The 17,590-nt window shown below is 45.3% G+C and carries 16 protein-coding genes, 1 tRNA gene and 1 other annotated feature; all 17 genes read left to right on the top strand.

What is annotated here, in order from left to right; translation table 11 throughout:
• Positions 1 to 27: 27 nt before the first annotated feature.
• The 17 genes from sigH (at position 28) to rpsJ (ending at position 17,427) form a co-directional block, all read left to right on the top strand.
• The gene (gene sigH, locus VM640_RS00255; protein ID WP_325388726.1) at positions 28 to 681 is read left to right on the top strand and encodes an RNA polymerase sporulation sigma factor SigH; all 654 of its coding nucleotides are present in this window, start codon (positions 28 to 30) and stop codon (positions 679 to 681) included.
• Between the two features lie 121 nt (positions 682 to 802).
• Positions 803 to 877: transfer RNA gene (locus tag VM640_RS00250), tRNA-Met, on the top strand.
• A gap of 593 nt (positions 878 to 1,470) precedes the next feature.
• A complete protein-coding gene (gene rpmG / locus VM640_RS00245) occupies positions 1,471 to 1,620 on the top strand; it encodes a 50S ribosomal protein L33 (RefSeq protein ID WP_325388724.1) in 150 nt (49 codons plus the stop codon).
• 78 nt (positions 1,621 to 1,698) lie between these two features.
• Positions 1,699 to 1,923, top strand: coding sequence for a preprotein translocase subunit SecE (gene secE, locus VM640_RS00240; RefSeq protein WP_325388722.1), 225 nt, complete (start codon positions 1,699 to 1,701; stop codon positions 1,921 to 1,923).
• Between the two features lie 67 nt (positions 1,924 to 1,990).
• Positions 1,991 to 2,518: a transcription termination/antitermination protein NusG gene (nusG, locus tag VM640_RS00235; RefSeq protein ID WP_325388778.1), complete on the top strand. Its 528-nt coding sequence runs from the start codon at positions 1,991 to 1,993 to the stop codon at positions 2,516 to 2,518.
• Positions 2,519 to 2,553: 35 nt separating this feature from the next.
• Entirely contained in the window at positions 2,554 to 2,982 is a 429-nt protein-coding gene (gene rplK, locus VM640_RS00230) for a 50S ribosomal protein L11 (protein ID WP_325388720.1), read from the top strand.
• A gap of 52 nt (positions 2,983 to 3,034) precedes the next feature.
• On the top strand, positions 3,035 to 3,727 hold the full coding sequence (gene rplA / locus VM640_RS00225; protein ID WP_325388718.1) for a 50S ribosomal protein L1: 693 nt from the start codon (positions 3,035 to 3,037) through the stop codon (positions 3,725 to 3,727).
• Between the two features lie 62 nt (positions 3,728 to 3,789).
• Positions 3,790 to 3,918: a sequence feature (ribosomal protein L10 leader region), on the top strand.
• A 123-nt stretch (positions 3,919 to 4,041) separates the two neighbouring features.
• The gene (gene rplJ / locus VM640_RS00220; RefSeq protein WP_325388716.1) at positions 4,042 to 4,569 is read left to right on the top strand and encodes a 50S ribosomal protein L10; all 528 of its coding nucleotides are present in this window, start codon (positions 4,042 to 4,044) and stop codon (positions 4,567 to 4,569) included.
• An 83-nt stretch (positions 4,570 to 4,652) separates the two neighbouring features.
• Positions 4,653 to 5,024, top strand: a complete 372-nt coding sequence (gene rplL / locus VM640_RS00215; protein WP_325388714.1) for a 50S ribosomal protein L7/L12 — start codon at positions 4,653 to 4,655, stop codon at positions 5,022 to 5,024.
• A gap of 364 nt (positions 5,025 to 5,388) precedes the next feature.
• Positions 5,389 to 8,733: a DNA-directed RNA polymerase subunit beta gene (gene rpoB / locus VM640_RS00210; protein ID WP_325388712.1), complete on the top strand. Its 3,345-nt coding sequence runs from the start codon at positions 5,389 to 5,391 to the stop codon at positions 8,731 to 8,733.
• Positions 8,734 to 8,758: 25 nt separating this feature from the next.
• Positions 8,759 to 12,196: a DNA-directed RNA polymerase subunit beta' gene (gene rpoC, locus VM640_RS00205; RefSeq protein WP_325388776.1), complete on the top strand. Its 3,438-nt coding sequence runs from the start codon at positions 8,759 to 8,761 to the stop codon at positions 12,194 to 12,196.
• 102 nt (positions 12,197 to 12,298) lie between these two features.
• Entirely contained in the window at positions 12,299 to 12,550 is a 252-nt protein-coding gene (locus VM640_RS00200; protein WP_325388710.1) for a L7Ae/L30e/S12e/Gadd45 family ribosomal protein, read from the top strand.
• A gap of 104 nt (positions 12,551 to 12,654) precedes the next feature.
• Entirely contained in the window at positions 12,655 to 13,077 is a 423-nt protein-coding gene (gene rpsL / locus VM640_RS00195; protein WP_325388708.1) for a 30S ribosomal protein S12, read from the top strand.
• 51 nt (positions 13,078 to 13,128) lie between these two features.
• The gene (gene rpsG / locus VM640_RS00190) at positions 13,129 to 13,599 is read left to right on the top strand and encodes a 30S ribosomal protein S7 (protein WP_325388706.1); all 471 of its coding nucleotides are present in this window, start codon (positions 13,129 to 13,131) and stop codon (positions 13,597 to 13,599) included.
• A gap of 57 nt (positions 13,600 to 13,656) precedes the next feature.
• Positions 13,657 to 15,741, top strand: coding sequence for an elongation factor G (gene fusA, locus VM640_RS00185; RefSeq protein ID WP_325388704.1), 2,085 nt, complete (start codon positions 13,657 to 13,659; stop codon positions 15,739 to 15,741).
• 21 nt (positions 15,742 to 15,762) lie between these two features.
• Positions 15,763 to 16,965 carry an elongation factor Tu gene (gene tuf / locus VM640_RS00180; protein ID WP_325388702.1) on the top strand — a complete coding sequence of 401 codons (1,203 nt, stop codon included), beginning with the start codon at positions 15,763 to 15,765 and terminating at the stop codon, positions 16,963 to 16,965.
• A gap of 153 nt (positions 16,966 to 17,118) precedes the next feature.
• Positions 17,119 to 17,427 (top strand): 30S ribosomal protein S10, encoded by a 309-nt coding sequence (gene rpsJ, locus VM640_RS00175; RefSeq protein WP_325388700.1) that lies wholly within the window; start codon positions 17,119 to 17,121, stop codon positions 17,425 to 17,427.
• Positions 17,428 to 17,590: the final 163 nt, after the last annotated feature.

Below are 17,590 nucleotides of genomic sequence, written 5' to 3'. Positions count from 1 at the left end.
CATCACCATGATATGGGAGGGATCGCTTTGAATTTTAATGCCCAACCTGAAGAAGCAGAAGGGTGCGATATTATTGAGATCATAGTGGATGAAGAGATCGTGGAGCTTGCTAAAGTAGGCGATGCTGTGGCACTCGAATACTTAATTAATAAGTATAAGAACTTTGTAAGAGCAAAAGCACGATCTTACTTTTTGATTGGTGCAGATCGTGAAGATATTATCCAAGAGGGTATGATCGGCCTTTACAAAGCTATTCGGGACTTCCGCGGTGATAAGCTCTCCTCTTTCCGGGCTTTTGCCGAGTTGTGCATTACACGTCAAATTATTACAGCTATTAAGACGGCAACACGGCAAAAACACATTCCACTCAATTCTTATGTTTCGCTTAATAAACCAATTTATGATGAGGATTCGGATCGGACCCTACTCGATGTGATTTCTGGAACTCGGATTACGGATCCGGAGGAAATCATTATTAGTCAGGAAGAATTTGATGACATTGAAGAAAAAATGGGCGAGATTCTAAGCTCCTTAGAATGGAAAGTTCTGATGTCATACTTGGAAGGTAAGTCCTATCAAGAGATCGCAGTAGATTTGCATCGTCATGTCAAGTCAATTGATAACGCACTACAGCGGGTTAAGAGAAAGCTTGAACGGTATTTAGAGAGAAGAGATGGGTAGAAAGGGTTTCACACGCTAGAAACACTTACATACATCTGTAGCATCAAATGAAACGATACTTGAAATGAACTTCTTCTAGATTTTTTTGAGCAAAAGGTATATACTAGTTAAAGACTGACTTCGCGGGGTGGAGCAGCGGTAGCTCGTCGGGCTCATAACCCGAAGGCCGTCGGTTCGAATCCGGCCCCCGCAACCAACGCCTAAACGACTCTGTAGAATATTCTACGGAGTTTTCTTGATTTACTAATCATCTGATAAATACATATTTTCCTTTTCTTATTTGGGGGTTTCTTATTTGGATAGCATTCCTGGTAAGTGGGTCTTGTGATTATCCTAAGGATGAGGTACAATAATAAAGAATGAAGGAGACAGCTCAGCTGTCTTATTTATTTTCCTGCAACTCAAGTAATGCAAGTATTATGTCCGGCAGGATAGGCAACTATTGCTGCGCTTCTCGCTAAAGCTTGGCGCTAGCCGAGTTTTCTTTATACTAACAGAAAGTATAAATTTCCGGCAGATAGCATAAGTGCAACCAGCGGTTTTCGCTTTCGCAAGCTCAGCGAAAGCCGGGTTTTCTTTATACTAACAGAAAGTATAAGTTTTGAGCAGATAGCATAAGTGCAACTAAGGCTTCCGCCTGCGCCAGAGGCTTGACGCAAGCCAAGTTTTCTTTATGCGTTCTTACTTAAAAAACTTCTATTTCTTGACAGGACTAGTCACTTGTGATAAATTATTTGAGCATGGATTAAATCCGGAGTCATATGTTTTTGTCCAGGGAGGTGTTCGTGAATGCGTGTTGCACTGAATTTAGCATGTACGGAATGCAAAAACCGTAACTATGCAACGATGAAAAATAAGAAAAACAATCCTGACCGACTTGAGCTTAAAAAGTATTGTAAGTTCTGCAAGATCCACACAACTCACAAAGAAACCAAGTAATTTTTTATATTTCTCGGCTGCACGCCGGGAAGCGTTGTCGAGTATAGTGGCACAGATGTCTTGTAAGGATGTGATGGAATGGGCGCTATAAAGAAACCGACAAATACTCCTGGACAAAGTACAGAAAAGACGTCGGAGTATTTTAGAGGAGTTATAAGCGAACTGAAGAAGGTACAATGGCCGAATCGCCAACAACTTCTAACTTATACAGGTGTTGTTTTTGTGGCTATTGCTATTGTATCTGTATTGCTTTGGATTTTTGATGGCGGGCTAAGCTTCGTATTGGTTAAGATGCTCGGATAGGCTCTCGAACAGGTTGCCCTAAGACTCGGCAAGGAGGTTTGGGACCGAAATGGAGGTTCCCGGAAGCATGGACAAAAATTGGTATGTCATTCACACCTATTCGGGTTATGAGAATAAGGTGAAGACTAATCTTGAAAAACGCGTGGAATCCATGAATATGGAGGACAAAATATTTCGCGTTCTTGTTCCCATGGAAGATGAGATTGAAATCAAAAATGGGAAGAAGAAAGTTGCCAAGCACAAGGTATTCCCAGGTTACGTTCTAGTCGAGATGGATATGACGGACGATTCCTGGTACGTTGTTCGGAATACCCCGGGGGTAACTGGCTTTGTTGGGACAGGCGCAAAACCAATTCCACTTTTAGAGCATGAAATCGCGAGTATTTTGCGACAAATGGGCGTTGAAGAAGTACGAACCCATATTGATTATTCTATCAATCAAAGCGTTCGCGTTGCATCTGGACCATTTAAGGATTTTGTCGGTGTTGTTCAGGAAATCCTGGAAGACAAAGGTAAATTGCGTGTCGCTGTCTCAATGTTCGGGCGGGAAACTCCCGTTGAACTTGATTTTGCCCAAGTCGAAAAAATCGACTAAGCAGATAGAATTACTCTATTAAGGAGGTGTTAAGCATGGCAAAGAAAGTTATTGGTTTGGTAAAATTGGCGATTACAGCGGGTAAAGCAACACCGGCACCTCCGGTTGGTCCGGCTCTTGGTCAGCATGGGGTCAATATTATGGCCTTCTGCAAAGAGTACAATGAGCGCACAAAGGATCAAGCGGGACTTATTATTCCAGTTGAGATTACTGTTTATGAAGATCGCTCCTTTACCTTTATTACTAAAACCCCGCCGGCTTCAGTATTACTGAAAAAGGCAGCGAATATCAATTCTGGTTCATCTGAGCCTAACCGTAAAAAGGTGGCTAAGGTTGATAAGAGCAAAGTTCGTGAAATTGCTGAACTGAAGATGAAAGACCTGAACGCGGCAAGTGTCGAAGCAGCAATGCGCATGATTGAGGGCACTGCACGTAGCATGGGAATTGAAATCGCTGAAGGTTAATTGAAATGCGTGGGAGGGTGTAAACCCGAAACGACCACAAGGAGGTTAGAAAATGTCTAAAGTTGGAAAAAACTATCAAGATGCGGTTAAAGCATTTGACCGTAATGCCCTTTATGAGCCTGCAGAGGCTTTAGCTACTGTTAAGAAGATTGCGAAAGCAAAATTTGATGAGACGGTAGAAATTGCTATTAAACTCGGTATTGATACACGTCATGCTGATCAGCAAATTCGTGGAGCTGTTGTTCTTCCGAACGGTACGGGTAAAACCCGGTCTGTTCTTGTTTTTGCCAAAGGGGAAAAAGCAAAAGAAGCTGAAGCAGCGGGTGCAGATTTTGTAGGCGCTGAAGACATGATTGCCAAAATCGAGCAAGGCTGGTTTGGTTTTGAAGTTGTTGTAGCTACACCTGATATGATGGGGATGGTTGGTAAATTGGGTCGGGTACTTGGGCCTAAAGGCCTCATGCCAAATCCGAAAACTGGAACTGTTACTGTTGACGTTGTTAAAGCAATCAAAGAAATCAAAGCAGGTAAGATTGAGTACCGTGCTGATAAAGCCGGGACTATTCATGCCCCGATTGGTAAAGTGTCGTTTTCAGAAGAACAGCTCGTAGATAACTATAAAGCTCTGGCTGAAATTCTGGCTAAGGCAAAGCCTGCCTCTGCTAAAGGACAATATGTTCGTAGTGCTGTGGTCTCTTCAACAATGGGACCTGGCGTACGGATTAACCCGGCCAAAGCACTCTAATCTCTTGAGGTTAGTAGAAAAGGTTTCTTGACAGGATTACCCAGATAAGATATACTCAGCAAGAATTAAATAATATTCCGCTGTAGACAGCAGGGGCTGAAAGGCTTAATGTCCTGCCGAGGTCGGAGAATTTGCTCGTTATTCTTGGGCATTCTTAACCTCTGCAGATGCGGAGGTTTTTATTTCTTTATCCTACGATGCAAGTTTTTATGTCCGGCAGGATAAGGCAACTAGGCCGCCGCCTGCGCGAAGGCTTGTCGCCAGCTAAGTTTTCTTTATTGTTGAGTGTAATCTGTGGAAGGAGGTGGACTATAGTGCCAAATTTCGAAGCAAAAGCACAAGTCGTTACGGAAATTAAAAAAAAATTCCAAGGAGCCACAGGGGTAGTCATTACAAACTATCGTGGAATTACAGTTGCTCAAGCGACTCAACTTCGTGCTCAATTACGCCAAGCCGGCGTTGAATACCATGTATTAAAAAATACATTAGTTCGTCGCGCTGCTCATGAGGTTGGAATTGAGGGGTTGGATTCTTTCCTTGAAGGACCAACTGCTGTTGCTTTCAGCGCTGATCCGGTAGCACCGGCTAAAATATTAGCCGATTTTGCCAAAGGCGTAAAAAACCTCACGATTAAAGGTGGCGTCGTCGAAGGTAAAGTCGTCGATTCTAACGGTGTGAAACTTCTAGCTGAATTGCCTTCACGCGAAGTGCTCCTTACGCAAGTGGTACGCGGAATGCAAGCTCCGTTGGTTGGTATGGTCAATGTTCTCCAAGGACCTATCCGCAAGATGGGTTATGCCTTGGAAGAAGTGCGTAAGCTTAAAGAAGCTCAAGCATCATAAGTTAAAAAGCGATACTATTTGAGTTTTCAACAAACGAAAATATGATTCTAAATCATAAGGAATTTTAAGGAGGAAATTTTAACATGTCTAAAACTGCTGAAATTCTCGAAGCCGTAAAAGGCTTAACTGTTCTCGAACTCGCTGAGCTTGTCAAAGCTTTCGAAGAAGAATTTGGTGTTAGTGCAGCTGCTCCTGTCGCTGTTGCAGCCGCTCCTAGTGCAGCTGCTCCTGCTGATGTTGAACAAACCGAATTCGATGTCGTCCTTACTGCTGCTGGCGGTTCCAAAATTAACGTTATCAAGGTTGTTCGCGAAGTTACCGGTCTTGGCCTGAAAGAAGCAAAAGATCTCGTTGATAATGCTCCAAAAGCGATCAAAGAAAAAGTCAGCAAAGATGATGCTGAAGCTGTTAAAGCTAAACTCACCGAAGCTGGTGCTTCAGTCGAAGTGAAGTAAGTTTAAGCTTACAAAGCTAAAGATGCCTATCCAGAAGTGGGTAGGCATCTTTTTCATCTCTCCTAATTCCAAATTTGTTTAATTAGGTTTCGTTTTTTCCTTGACAAAGTAGAATTTACTTGTTATCCTTAATAATTGTTACGTTGCATAAAATGCTTATATTATCCAATCTATTCCTGTCCTGAAATAGCACATAAAGTTAAGTGTGTAATGGGGAGATTATCATTTGATCAATCGTATGACACGAGAGGGATCTCCATAAACAGCGAAGCGAGGTTTTGAAAAGAAGGCCTTGCTTTTGGTTGTTTATGTCTAAATATTATTTCCTCGGGCGAGGACATCACACTTGAGGGGTGAAGCGTAAATGTTCTATCCTGTTAAGGTTGGGACGCGGGAGCGCTGGAGCTATTCCAGAATCCGGGAAGTTCTCGACATGCCAAATCTAATTGAAATTCAGCAGAACTCCTATCATTGGTTTCTTGAAGAGGGGCTTCGTGAAATGTTCCATGACATTTCGCCGATTCAAGATTTCACAGGGAACCTAGTCCTAGAATTTATTGACTACAGTCTAGGTGAGCCCAAATATGATGTAGAAGAGTGCAAAGAACGCGATGTGACCTTCGCGGCACCCTTAAGGGGAAAGGTTCGCCTCATCAATAAAGAGACGGGTGAGGTAAAAGAACAAGAAGTATTCATGGGCGATTTTCCACTCATGACAACTAAAGGTACATTTATCATTAATGGAGCTGAACGAGTAATTGTTAGCCAACTCGTCCGTTCTCCTGGCGTCTATTATCACGAAAATATCGATCCTAGCGGTAAAAAGCTCTATGGAGCAACAGTTATTCCCAATCGTGGCGCTTGGCTCGAATTCGAATCGGATTTAAACGACAATTTATTCGTCCGAGTAGATCGCACACGAAAACTTCCGGCGACTGTACTTATTCGTGCTCTGGGTTATGCTACGAACGGACAAATCCTCGAACTTTTCGATGATAATGAACATATTCGTTTAACTTTAGAAAGAGATAATTCAGAGTCGGCAGAAGAAGCCTTAGTCGAAATTTATAAACGACTGCGCCCAGGGGAACCGCCAACGGTTGATAGTGCACGTTCTTTACTCGAAACATTGTTCTTTGATGCTAAACGCTATGACTTAGCTAAAGTCGGAAGATATAAATTAAATAAGAAATTAAAACTGGACATTCCACCTGAAGTACATCATCTAACTCGCGAGGATATCATTGCCTCCTTGCGTCAAATGCTTGCGCTAATGAATGGGGAAGGTCACAAAGACGATATTGACCATCTGGGTAACCGTCGCTTACGTTCCGTAGGTGAATTGCTACAGAATCAGTTCAGAATTGGGCTCTCGCGGATGGAAAGAGTTGTGCGGGAGAGAATGACGATCCAAGATGTCGATGTAATCACACCGCAGGTCCTCATCAATATTCGACCGGTTGTTGCGGCTATCAAAGAGTTCTTTGGAAGCAGTCAGCTCTCCCAGTTTATGGATCAGACCAATCCTCTAGCTGAGTTGACCCATAAACGCCGCCTAAGTGCCTTGGGACCTGGCGGATTAAGCCGTGAACGCGCTGGTTTTGAAGTGCGTGACGTTCACTCTTCGCACTATGGTCGTATGTGCCCGATCGAAACTCCAGAAGGTCCAAATATTGGTCTGATTGGGTCCCTAAGTACCTATGGTCGAATCAATGCCTATGGTTTTATTGAAGCACCTTATCGTAGAGTGCTCGATAGCCGGGTTACCGATCAAATTGATTATCTCACCGCTGATGAAGAAGAAAAATTTGTCGTGGCACAGGCTAACTCGCCAATAAGCGAAGATGGGCTTTTCCTTGAAGAGAAAATTGATGCTCGGCATGGGCCGGACTTTGTGCTTGTTGCACCGAGTCGAGTTGACTATATGGATGTATCGCCGAAGATGATGGTATCTATCGCAACAGCCCTAATTCCTTTTCTTGAGCACGATGATGCGAATCGGGCTTTGATGGGTTCCAACATGCAACGTCAGGCTGTACCCCTTCTTCGTACGGATTCCCCTTATGTGGGAACGGGAATGGAGTATAAGGCTGCCAAAGATTCAGGAGTGTGTGAATTGGCCCAAAAGGCTGGCATTGTTGAACGATCAACAGCCGATGAAATCATTATTCGTCATGAAGACGGAACGCTTGAAAAACATAAACTTCTCAAATACCTCCGTTCGAACCAAGGAACCTGTATCAATCAACGCCCGATCGTCGTGAAAGGGGAACGGGTTGAAGAGGAACAGATTATTGCGGACGGCCCTTCAACTGACCATGGCGAGTTAGCTCTCGGTCGAAATGTAGTGATCGCTTTCATGACTTGGGAAGGATATAACTACGAGGATGCTGTTTTAATCAGTGAAAAGCTCGTTCGCGAAGATTACTATACTTCAATTCATATTGAAGAATATGAATCGGATGCTCGGGACACGAAGCTTGGGCCTGAGGAAATCACGCGAGACATTCCGAACGTTGGCGAAGATGTCTTAAAAGACTTAGACGAGCGCGGAATTATCCGGATTGGTGCTGAAGTTCGTCCCGGTGATATTCTCGTCGGTAAAGTTACTCCGAAAGGAGAGACCGAGCTGACAGCAGAGGAACGACTCCTGCGGGCAATCTTCGGCGAAAAGGCTCGCGAAGTTCGGGATACCTCGCTGCGTGTACCTCATGGAGAATCAGGTAAAATCGTTGACGTCAAAGTATTTACCCGAGAAAATGGGGATGAGCTCGCACCAGGGGTCAACGAACTTGTTCGGGTCTATATCGCTCAGAAACGTAAAATTTCCGTTGGCGACAAAATGGCTGGACGCCATGGTAACAAAGGAGTTATTTCTCGGATCATGCGTGAGGAAGATATGCCCTTCCTACCCGATGGCACTCCCGTCGAAATTGTTCTGAATCCTCTCGGTGTTCCGTCCCGGATGAATATTGGTCAGGTTCTGGAGACGCACCTCGGCTGGGCCGCTAAGAAGTTAGGGATAAAGGTTGCGACACCAGTATTTGATGGGGCACGGGAAGAAGATATCTTCGAGACCCTGAAAAAGGCAGGACTTCCCCAAAATGGCAAGACGGTGCTTTATGATGGGCGTACAGGTGAACCTTTTGATAATGAGATCACCGTGGGTGTAATGTACTTCCTAAAACTTCACCATTTGGTGGATGATAAAATTCATGCTCGTTCTACCGGACCATACTCTCTTGTTACGCAACAGCCTCTTGGGGGTAAAGCTCAGTTTGGTGGGCAACGTTTTGGGGAAATGGAAGTTTGGGCACTGGAGGCTTATGGAGCTGCTTATACCCTACAAGAGATTCTTACGGTTAAGTCAGATGATGTTGTAGGCCGTGTCAAGACTTATGAGGCGATTGTTAAAGGCGAAAATATCCCCGAACCAGGTGTTCCTGAGTCCTTTAAAGTTCTCATCAAAGAACTGCAGAGCTTAGTCTTAGATGTACGGATACTTTCTGAGGATGACAAGGAAGTTGAAATTCGTGATAGTGATGAAGATGTGACCGAAACGGCAAAAGAATTGGGAATGGATATCCAAGAAGTCCTACCAACTCCTGAAATCATCAAAGCAACTGAGGATGACGAAGAGGGAGATGCCCTCGAAGAGCTAAACGACGAAGAGGACACCCACGATGAAGACTTCGACGATATCGAATAATTCCCAGGCGAAAGGAGAGAGAACCTTGCTAGACGTCAATAATTTTGATCGGATGCGTATTGGCCTGGCTTCTCCGGAAATGATCCGTGCCTGGTCGCATGGAGAAGTGAAAAAACCGGAAACCATCAACTATCGTACTCTAAAACCTGAGCGCGAAGGTCTTTTTTGCGAAAAGATTTTTGGACCAACTCGTGACTGGGAATGCCACTGCGGAAAATATAAACGGGTCCGTTATAAGGGCATTATTTGTGATCGCTGCGGTGTTGAAGTCACACGTTCGAAAGTCCGCCGGGAACGGATGGGGCATATTGAGTTAGCGGCCCCGGTATCTCATATTTGGTATTTCAAAGGGATTCCTAGCCGGATGGGACTTCTTCTCGATATGTCTCCCCGTTCCTTGGAAAAGGTCCTTTATTTCGTATCCTACATTGTAACCGATGCAGGGGATACGTCTTTAATGAAAAAACAACTCCTCACGGAAACGGAATACCGTGAATATCGCGACAAATACGGCAATCGCTTTCAAGCAGGGATGGGTGCTGAATCCATTAAAATCCTCCTTGAAGAAATGGATATCGATAAACTTTATGACGACTTACGTGCTGAATTAAAAGAGGTTTCCGGTCAACGTAAAGTTCGTGCTATCCGACGTTTGGAAGTTGCCGAGGCGTTTAAAACTTCGGGAAATCGTCCAGATTGGATGATTATGGATGTAGTTCCAGTTATCCCGCCAGAACTTCGTCCCATGGTTCAACTCGACGGAGGAAGATTTGCGACTTCCGACTTAAACGATCTCTATCGTCGCGTGATTAACAGGAATAACCGCTTAAAGCGACTTTTGGATTTAGGAGCACCGGATATCATTGTTCGCAACGAAAAGAGAATGCTCCAAGAAGCCGTCGACGCTCTGATCGATAATGGCCGCCGTGGACGCCCTGTAACTGGGCCTGGCAATCGTCCTTTAAAATCTTTAAGCGACATGCTTAAAGGAAAACAGGGCCGTTTCCGTCAAAACTTACTCGGTAAACGGGTTGACTACTCAGGTCGTTCCGTTATCGTCGTTGGTCCAAATCTGAAAATGCATCAATGCGGGCTTCCTAAAGAGATGGCCATCGAACTTTTCAAACCCTTTGTTATGAAAAAACTCGTGAATGAAGGGTATGCTCATAATATCAAAAGCGCTAAACGAATGGTTGAACGAATGCGTCCAGAGGTTTGGGATGTCTTGGAAGAAGTGATTACCGAACATCCTGTCCTTTTGAACCGTGCTCCAACCTTGCACCGTCTGGGGATCCAGGCCTTCGAGCCTATTCTCGTTGAAGGACGGGCCTTACAAATTCATCCTTTGGTGTGTACTGCCTATAACGCAGACTTTGACGGCGACCAAATGGCAGTCCATGTTCCCCTTTCGTCGGAGGCTCAAGCAGAAGCACGGATTTTGATGTTATCTTCGCATAATATTCTGAATCCGAAAGATGGTCGTCCAGTCGCCTCCCCAACTCAGGATATGGTCCTTGGCGCGTATTATCTAACGATGGATCGTCCAAACGCCTTGGGCGATGGAAAGATTTTCAAGGATATGGATGAAGCCGTATTAGCGTATGATGCAAAAGTAATTAGTCTCCAAGCATCGATTAAGGTCCGGCGCGAAGATGGCACCCTTTTGGAAACCACCGTTGGCCGTTTGATCTTTAACTCCGTGATTCCACCAGAAGTCGGTTATATCAATGAAGTGCAAGGGAAAAAACAACTTAATAACATAGTGGCGAAGTCCTATCGCCTATGTGGGTATCAGGCCACAGCGGATCTGCTCGATGGAATCAAGAGTTTGGGCTTTAAATATTCGACAAAGGCTGGAATAACCGTCGGTTTGTCCGATATCACAGTTCCCCAAGAGAAAAAGCAGATATTGGCAGCTGCCGATGCTCGGGTTACGAAAACAGAAGAACAATACCGTCGTGGTCTCATTACAGATGAAGAACGCTATGGTAAGGTCATTGAAATCTGGACCCAGGCAACAGATGAAGTTACGAAAGCGCTGATGGATACCCTCAATCATTTCAATCCAATTTATATGATGGCGACCTCTGGAGCGCGTGGTAATATTCAGCAACTGCGTCAGTTGGCTGGAATGCGTGGACTCATGGCAGACCCATCAGGACGGACGATTGAGTTGCCCATTAAGGCTAACTTCCGTGAAGGACTAACGGTTTTGGAATACTTTATTTCCTCCCACGGTGCACGGAAAGGCTTGGCTGATACCGCACTGCGGACGGCGGACTCAGGATACCTCACCCGTCGTTTAGTCGATGTTTCCCAGGATGTCATTGTCCGTGAGGAAGACTGCGGTACGACTCAGGGAATTCTCGTTGAAGACGTTAAAGATGGTCCAGAAGTTATTGAAAAATTAGAGGAACGTCTCGTGGGCCGTTTTGTCCTCGAGGATATCAAAGATCCAGAAACCGGTGAAATCCTAGCGACAACGGAAAGCGAAATTACCGAAGAGCAAGCAAAGGCCATTGTAGGAGTTTACGATCAACTTAGAATCCGGTCGGTGCTGACTTGTAAGAGCCGTCATGGTGTCTGCCGGAAGTGTTATGGCCGGAACCTAGCGACTGGACGACCCGTTGAAATGGGCGAAGCGGTTGGTATTATCGCAGCACAGTCGATCGGTGAACCTGGAACTCAGCTTACCATGCGGACCTTCCATACTGGTGGAGTCGCTGGCGATGATATCACTCAAGGTTTGCCACGGGTCGAGGAGCTATTTGAAGCACGTAAGCCAAAAGGCCAGGCGATTATTACGGAAATTAGTGGATCAGCCACCGTGCGTGAGGTCAAGGGGCGTCGTGAGGTTGATCTCGTAGGCGACAAAGATGAGCATGCCACCTATACGATCCCGTACGGTTCTCGCCTAAAAGTGAGAGATGGAGTTCGGGTCGAAGCTGGAGACGAGCTTACTGAAGGAAGCATCAACCCGCATGATATGTTAAAGGTTAAAGGGATACGTGGAGTACAGGTCTATCTTGTCGGAGAGGTTCAAAAGGTCTATCGTCTTCAAGGTGTTGATATTAATGATAAACACATTGAAGTCATGGTTCGCCAGATGCTCCGTAGAGTGAAGGTTGAGGAAGCTGGAGATACTAATCTCTTACCAGGTGCGCTGATTGATGTCTTTGCATTTGAGGAAGAGAACGCAAAAACTATTGCTTCCGGTGGTGAACCTGCAGTCGCCCGACCTGTTCTTCTTGGAATCACGAAAGCTTCTTTGGCGACGGATTCCTTCCTTTCCGCAGCTTCCTTCCAGGAAACGACACGTGTCTTGACTGATGCTGCTATCAAAGGAAAAGTAGACCCGCTGTTGGGGCTTAAAGAGAACGTGATCATCGGTAAGTTGATTCCAGCTGGAACAGGATTGTCACGCTATCGCAACGTCAAGATTCTCGATGCCGAAGAAACTTGAAATCTTGACACTCGAAATCCGGGGTGCTAAAATACTAGAGTGTGATTTAATGGTGTAATTTTGTGAGATAGACCATTAAATTTGAGGAGGAAAGCATTTCTTATGCTTGATGAAACCTTGAAAAATTCAAGGAACAAGACAGTTGGGGTTAAGCAAACTCAACGCGCCTTGGAAAAGGGGATAGTTCGCCAGGTATTTCTTGCCAAAGATGCTGAGCAACATGTCCTTCGTCCAATTATTGAATCCTGCCGGACACAAGGGATTGAAATGATTGAAATCCCAACTATGGTCGAATTAGGAAAGGTGTGCGGCATCGATGTAGGAGCAGCCGTAGCGGCCTTAACGACCGAATAATTCCGATACCAAGTAATTCCATTGTTGTTTTTAGGAATTGCTTGCCTGATGCTGACGCAAGCAATTCCTTTGATATTCTCTTTATAGAGGAAGGAGGTTTAGATATGCCGACAATTAACCAGTTAATTCGTCATGGACGCTCGAAGTTGACAAAGAAATCAACAGCTCCTGCTTTACAATGGGGCTTGAACTCTTTAAAACGTAAGCAATATCCTTCAGGTGGTTCACCGCAAAAACGTGGAGTATGTACGAGGGTTTACACAACCACACCGAAAAAACCTAACTCTGCTCTTCGTAAGGTGGCCCGTGTACGCTTAACGAACGGGATTGAGGTTACCTCATATATCCCGGGAATTGGCCACAACCTGCAAGAACACTCCGTTGTACTTGTGCGCGGAGGCCGTGTTAAGGACTTACCTGGTGTTCGTTACCATATCGTTCGGGGTGCGTTAGATACTTCGGGCGTGCAAAAGCGGATGCAAGCTCGTTCTAAATACGGTGCAAAACGTCCGAAAAGCTCGAAATAATCGTTAGATGTTTGAATAGGGTGAAATGAACCTGTAAAGGAGGGAAATGATTTGCCGCGTAAGGGGTATATTGCGAAACGTGAGGTTTTGCCGGATCCCATTTACAAAGACCGGACATTGACAAAGTTTATTAACCAAATCATGTTGGACGGTAAAAAGGGAACTGCAGAATCGATTTGCTATAACGCATTTGAATTGATCCGTGAAAAAACGGGAAAAGATCCACTTGAAGTTTTCGAAACAGCTCTTAAAAATGTAATGCCAGTATTAGAGGTCAAAGCACGGCGTGTGGGTGGTGCAAACTACCAGGTGCCGATCGAAGTTCGTCCTGAACGTCGTCAAACCCTAGGTTTACGCTGGCTTGTGAGTTATTCTCGCAAACGCAGTGAAAAGACTATGGATGAGAAGGTCGCAGGCGAACTGATGGATGCTGCCAACAATACAGGCGGTTCAATTAAGAAAAAAGAAGACATGCATAAAATGGCTGAAGCGAACAAGGCATTCGCGCATTTCCGGTGGTAGGATTGTTTTATACAATAACAGCTTAGGAAATGATTTTTGCAGAAAGGGGGATTATCAGTGGCAAGGCAATTTTCATTAGAGAAAACCCGGAATATCGGCATTATGGCTCACATTGATGCTGGTAAAACAACCACGACTGAACGTATTCTTTTCTACACAGGCCGTGTGCATAAAATCGGGGAAGTTCATGATGGTGCTGCGACCATGGACTGGATGGTTCAAGAACAAGAACGTGGAATCACGATCACCTCGGCAGCAACAACCTGTCATTGGAAAGATCACCGTATTAATATCATTGATACACCAGGACACGTGGACTTCACAGTTGAAGTAGAACGTTCTTTACGTGTGCTCGATGGCACTGTTGCAGTGTTCGACTCTGTCGCCGGCGTAGAGCCTCAATCAGAAACCGTATGGCGGCAGGCAGACAAATATTCAGTACCCCGTATTGCCTATATCAATAAAATGGACCGTATGGGTGCCGATTATTTCCGGGCAGTATCGATGATTGCTGATCGGTTAGGTGCGCACCCAGTACCGATCCAAATCCCGATTGGCGCAGAAGAGGATTTTAAGGGACTTGTGGATTTGGTGAAGATGGAAGCGTTGGTCTATACTGACGATCTGGGTACGACCAGTGAAGTTACCGAAATCCCCGGAGACTTAGTCGAAATAGCCAATGAATATCGTGAGAAACTCATAGAAGCGGTTGCTGAAACGAAAGATGAACTCATGATGAAATATCTCGAAGGTGAAGAATTGACCGAACAAGAAATCCATGATGGACTTCGCCAAGGAACGATTAGCAATAAACTCGTTCCAGTGCTCTGCGGTTCTTCATTCAAGAATAAAGGGGTTCAACCGCTTTTAAATGCGGTTGTCGATTATATGCCCTCCCCGCTTGATGTACCTGCTATTAAAGGTGTACATCCGGAGTCTGGTGCAGAAGATCATCGCGAAGCGAGTGATTCAGCACCCTTCTCCGCCTTGGCCTTTAAGATTATGGCTGACCCCTTTGTGGGTAAATTGGCATTTTTCCGGGTTTATTCAGGAGTCTTAACATCAGGTTCTTATGTCTACAACTCCACTAAAGGCAAACGCGAACGGATTGGTCGGATTCTCCTAATGCATGCCAACCATCGTGAAGATGTCCCAGAAGTTTACTCTGGAGATATTGCTGCCGCGGTGGGACTTAAAGACACGACGACAGGGGACACCCTCTGTGATGAAAAGAGCCCGATTGTCTTAGAGTCCATGGTCTTCCCTGATCCTGTTATTTCGGTCGCTATTGAGCCGAAAACGAAAGCAGACCAGGAAAAGATGGGTGGAGCTTTAGCCCGCTTAGCGGAAGAAGATCCAACCTTCAAGATGCATACAGATACGGAGACCGGACAGACGATTATTGAAGGAATGGGTGAATTACACCTTGAAATCATTGTCGATCGGATGCAAAGAGAGTTTAAGGTCGAATGTAATGTGGGCCGTCCCCAAGTTGCTTATAAAGAAACCATTCGCCGCTCGGTTAAATCCGAAGGTAAGTTCGTTCGTCAATCCGGTGGACGTGGCCAATATGGACATTGTTGGGTTGAACTCGAACCTCTCGAACCGGGCAGTGGTTTTGAATTCGTCAGCAAGGTTGTCGGTGGCGTAATCCCGAAAGAGTATATCAATCCCATTGGACAGGGTATTCAAGAAGCCCTGCAAAATGGTATCCTTGCAGGATATCCTGTGCTTGATCTCCGTGCTACCGTCTATGACGGATCTTACCATGACGTTGACTCCTCGGAAATGGCCTTTAAGATTGCGGGCTCCATGGCCTTCAAAGCAGGCGCTCTGAAAGCGGATCCTTGTATTCTCGAACCCATTGAAAAAGTCGAAGTTACAGTTCCTGAAGAGTATATGGGTGATGTCATTGGTGATATTAATTCCCGTCGTGGACAGATCGAAGGAATGGAAGCGCGTTCCGGCGCACAGGTGGTTCATGGATTCGTACCACTCAGCGAAATGTTCGGCTATGCAACAGACCTTCGTTCTCGGACTCAAGGACGTGGTGTTTACACCATGATGTTTGACCACTATGGCGAAGTACCCAAAAATATCGCCGAAGGCATTATTGCCAAGCGAACTGGGGCTAAAGAATAATTATTAAGGAGTGAAAATCTAATGGGAAAGCAAAAGTACGAACGTACAAAACCCCACGTTAACGTGGGGACCATCGGTCACGTTGACCATGGTAAGACCACGACAACGGCTGCGATCACGACTGTTCTTTCGAAAGTTGGCGGAGCAGTTGCTACGGCATTCGACCAAATCGACAAAGCTCCTGAAGAGCGTGAACGCGGTATCACGATTTCAACCGCCCATGTAGAGTATGAAACGGCTACCCGCCACTATGCTCACGTTGACTGCCCAGGGCATGCTGACTATGTCAAGAACATGATCACTGGTGCTGCTCAAATGGACGGCGCAATCCTCGTTGTATCCGCTGCTGATGGCCCGATGCCCCAAACGCGTGAGCATATTCTGCTTGCTCGCCAAGTTGGCGTTCCTTCCATCGTTGTTTGGTTGAACAAAGCAGACATGGTTGATGATCCAGAATTGATCGAACTCGTTGAAATGGAAATTCGTGAACTTTTAACTGCGTATGAATTCCCCGGTGACGAAATCCCGATCATTCGTGGTTCTGGTCTCAAAGCACTCCAATGCGGATGCGGACAACGTGACTGCGAATGGTGTGGACGTATTTGGGATTTGATGGATGCTGTTGATTCCTATATCCCAACCCCAGTACGGGCAACTGACAAGCCGTTTCTTATGCCTGTAGAAGATGTATTCACGATTACTGGTCGTGGTACTGTTGCTACTGGTCGTGTCGAACGCGGTGTTGTTAAAATTGGAGATGAGGTTGAAATCGTCGGCCTATCTGAAGCTCCGAGAAAAACTGTCGTTACAGGCGTCGAAATGTTCCGGAAGCTTCTTGACCAAGCTCAAGCGGGAGATAACATTGGGGCTCTCCTCCGTGGTATTGAACGTAAAGATGTTGAGCGTGGACAGGTTTTAGCGAAAACTGGAACGATTAAACCTCATACCAAATTCACAGGTGAAGTTATAATCCTCAGCAAAGAGGAAGGTGGACGTCATACTCCATTCTTCAATAACTATCGTCCTCAATTTTACTTTCGGACAACGGACGTTACCGGCGTTATCACTCTCCCAGAAGGAACTGAAATGGTTATGCCTGGTGACCATGTAACGATCTCTTGTGAGCTCATTACGCCAATCGCTATGGAAGAAGGACTTCGTTTTGCTATCCGTGAGGGTGGCCGTACCGTTGGTGCTGGCGTTGTTGCTTCTATTATTGCTTAAGTAATACTCTTGACACAAAGGATGCCGTAGAATCCTACGGCATCCTAATTCTCTTTGACGTAGAAGGTTGCCGGACCAAGTGACTCCGCTTTCGCCGGGTAATTTCTACGCCGCATACCCGTACAATCGGGGAAAATTTTAGGAGGTTATATCATGAGTAGCGAAAAAATTCGTATCCGCCTTAAAGCGTATGATCACAAAACTTTGGATCAATCGGCAGAGAAAATTGTTGAAACAGCGAAAAGAACAGGAGCTCGCGTGAGTGGCCCGATTCCGCTTCCAACTGAAAAAAACATTTATACGATTCTCCGCTCCCCACATGTCAACAAAGATTCTCGTGAACAGTTCGAAATGCGTACTCATAAGCGTTTGATCGATATTCTCGAACCTACCTCAAAAACGGTTGATGCTTTAATGCGTTTGGACTTACCTGCAGGCGTTGATATCGAAATTAAACTCTAAAAAGTGTGTCAATAGGCAAAGAAACAATTCATAAACCATTTTCAAGCGCCCGAAGTCTAGAAAATTCTTTTTAGATTTCTAAAAATGTAGCGCTTTTTTAGAGTTTATGATATAATTGTCATGTTTGTTGCGCGAAACGCCCGGAGGCGTGGAGTAACACCCC

Source organism: Desulfitobacterium sp. (assembly GCF_035539115.1).
Classification (GTDB): domain Bacteria; phylum Bacillota; class Desulfitobacteriia; order Desulfitobacteriales; family Desulfitobacteriaceae; genus Desulfitobacterium_A.
Note: the sequence above shows the minus strand (reverse complement) of the source record. Positions and strands in the feature narration are given on the sequence as shown.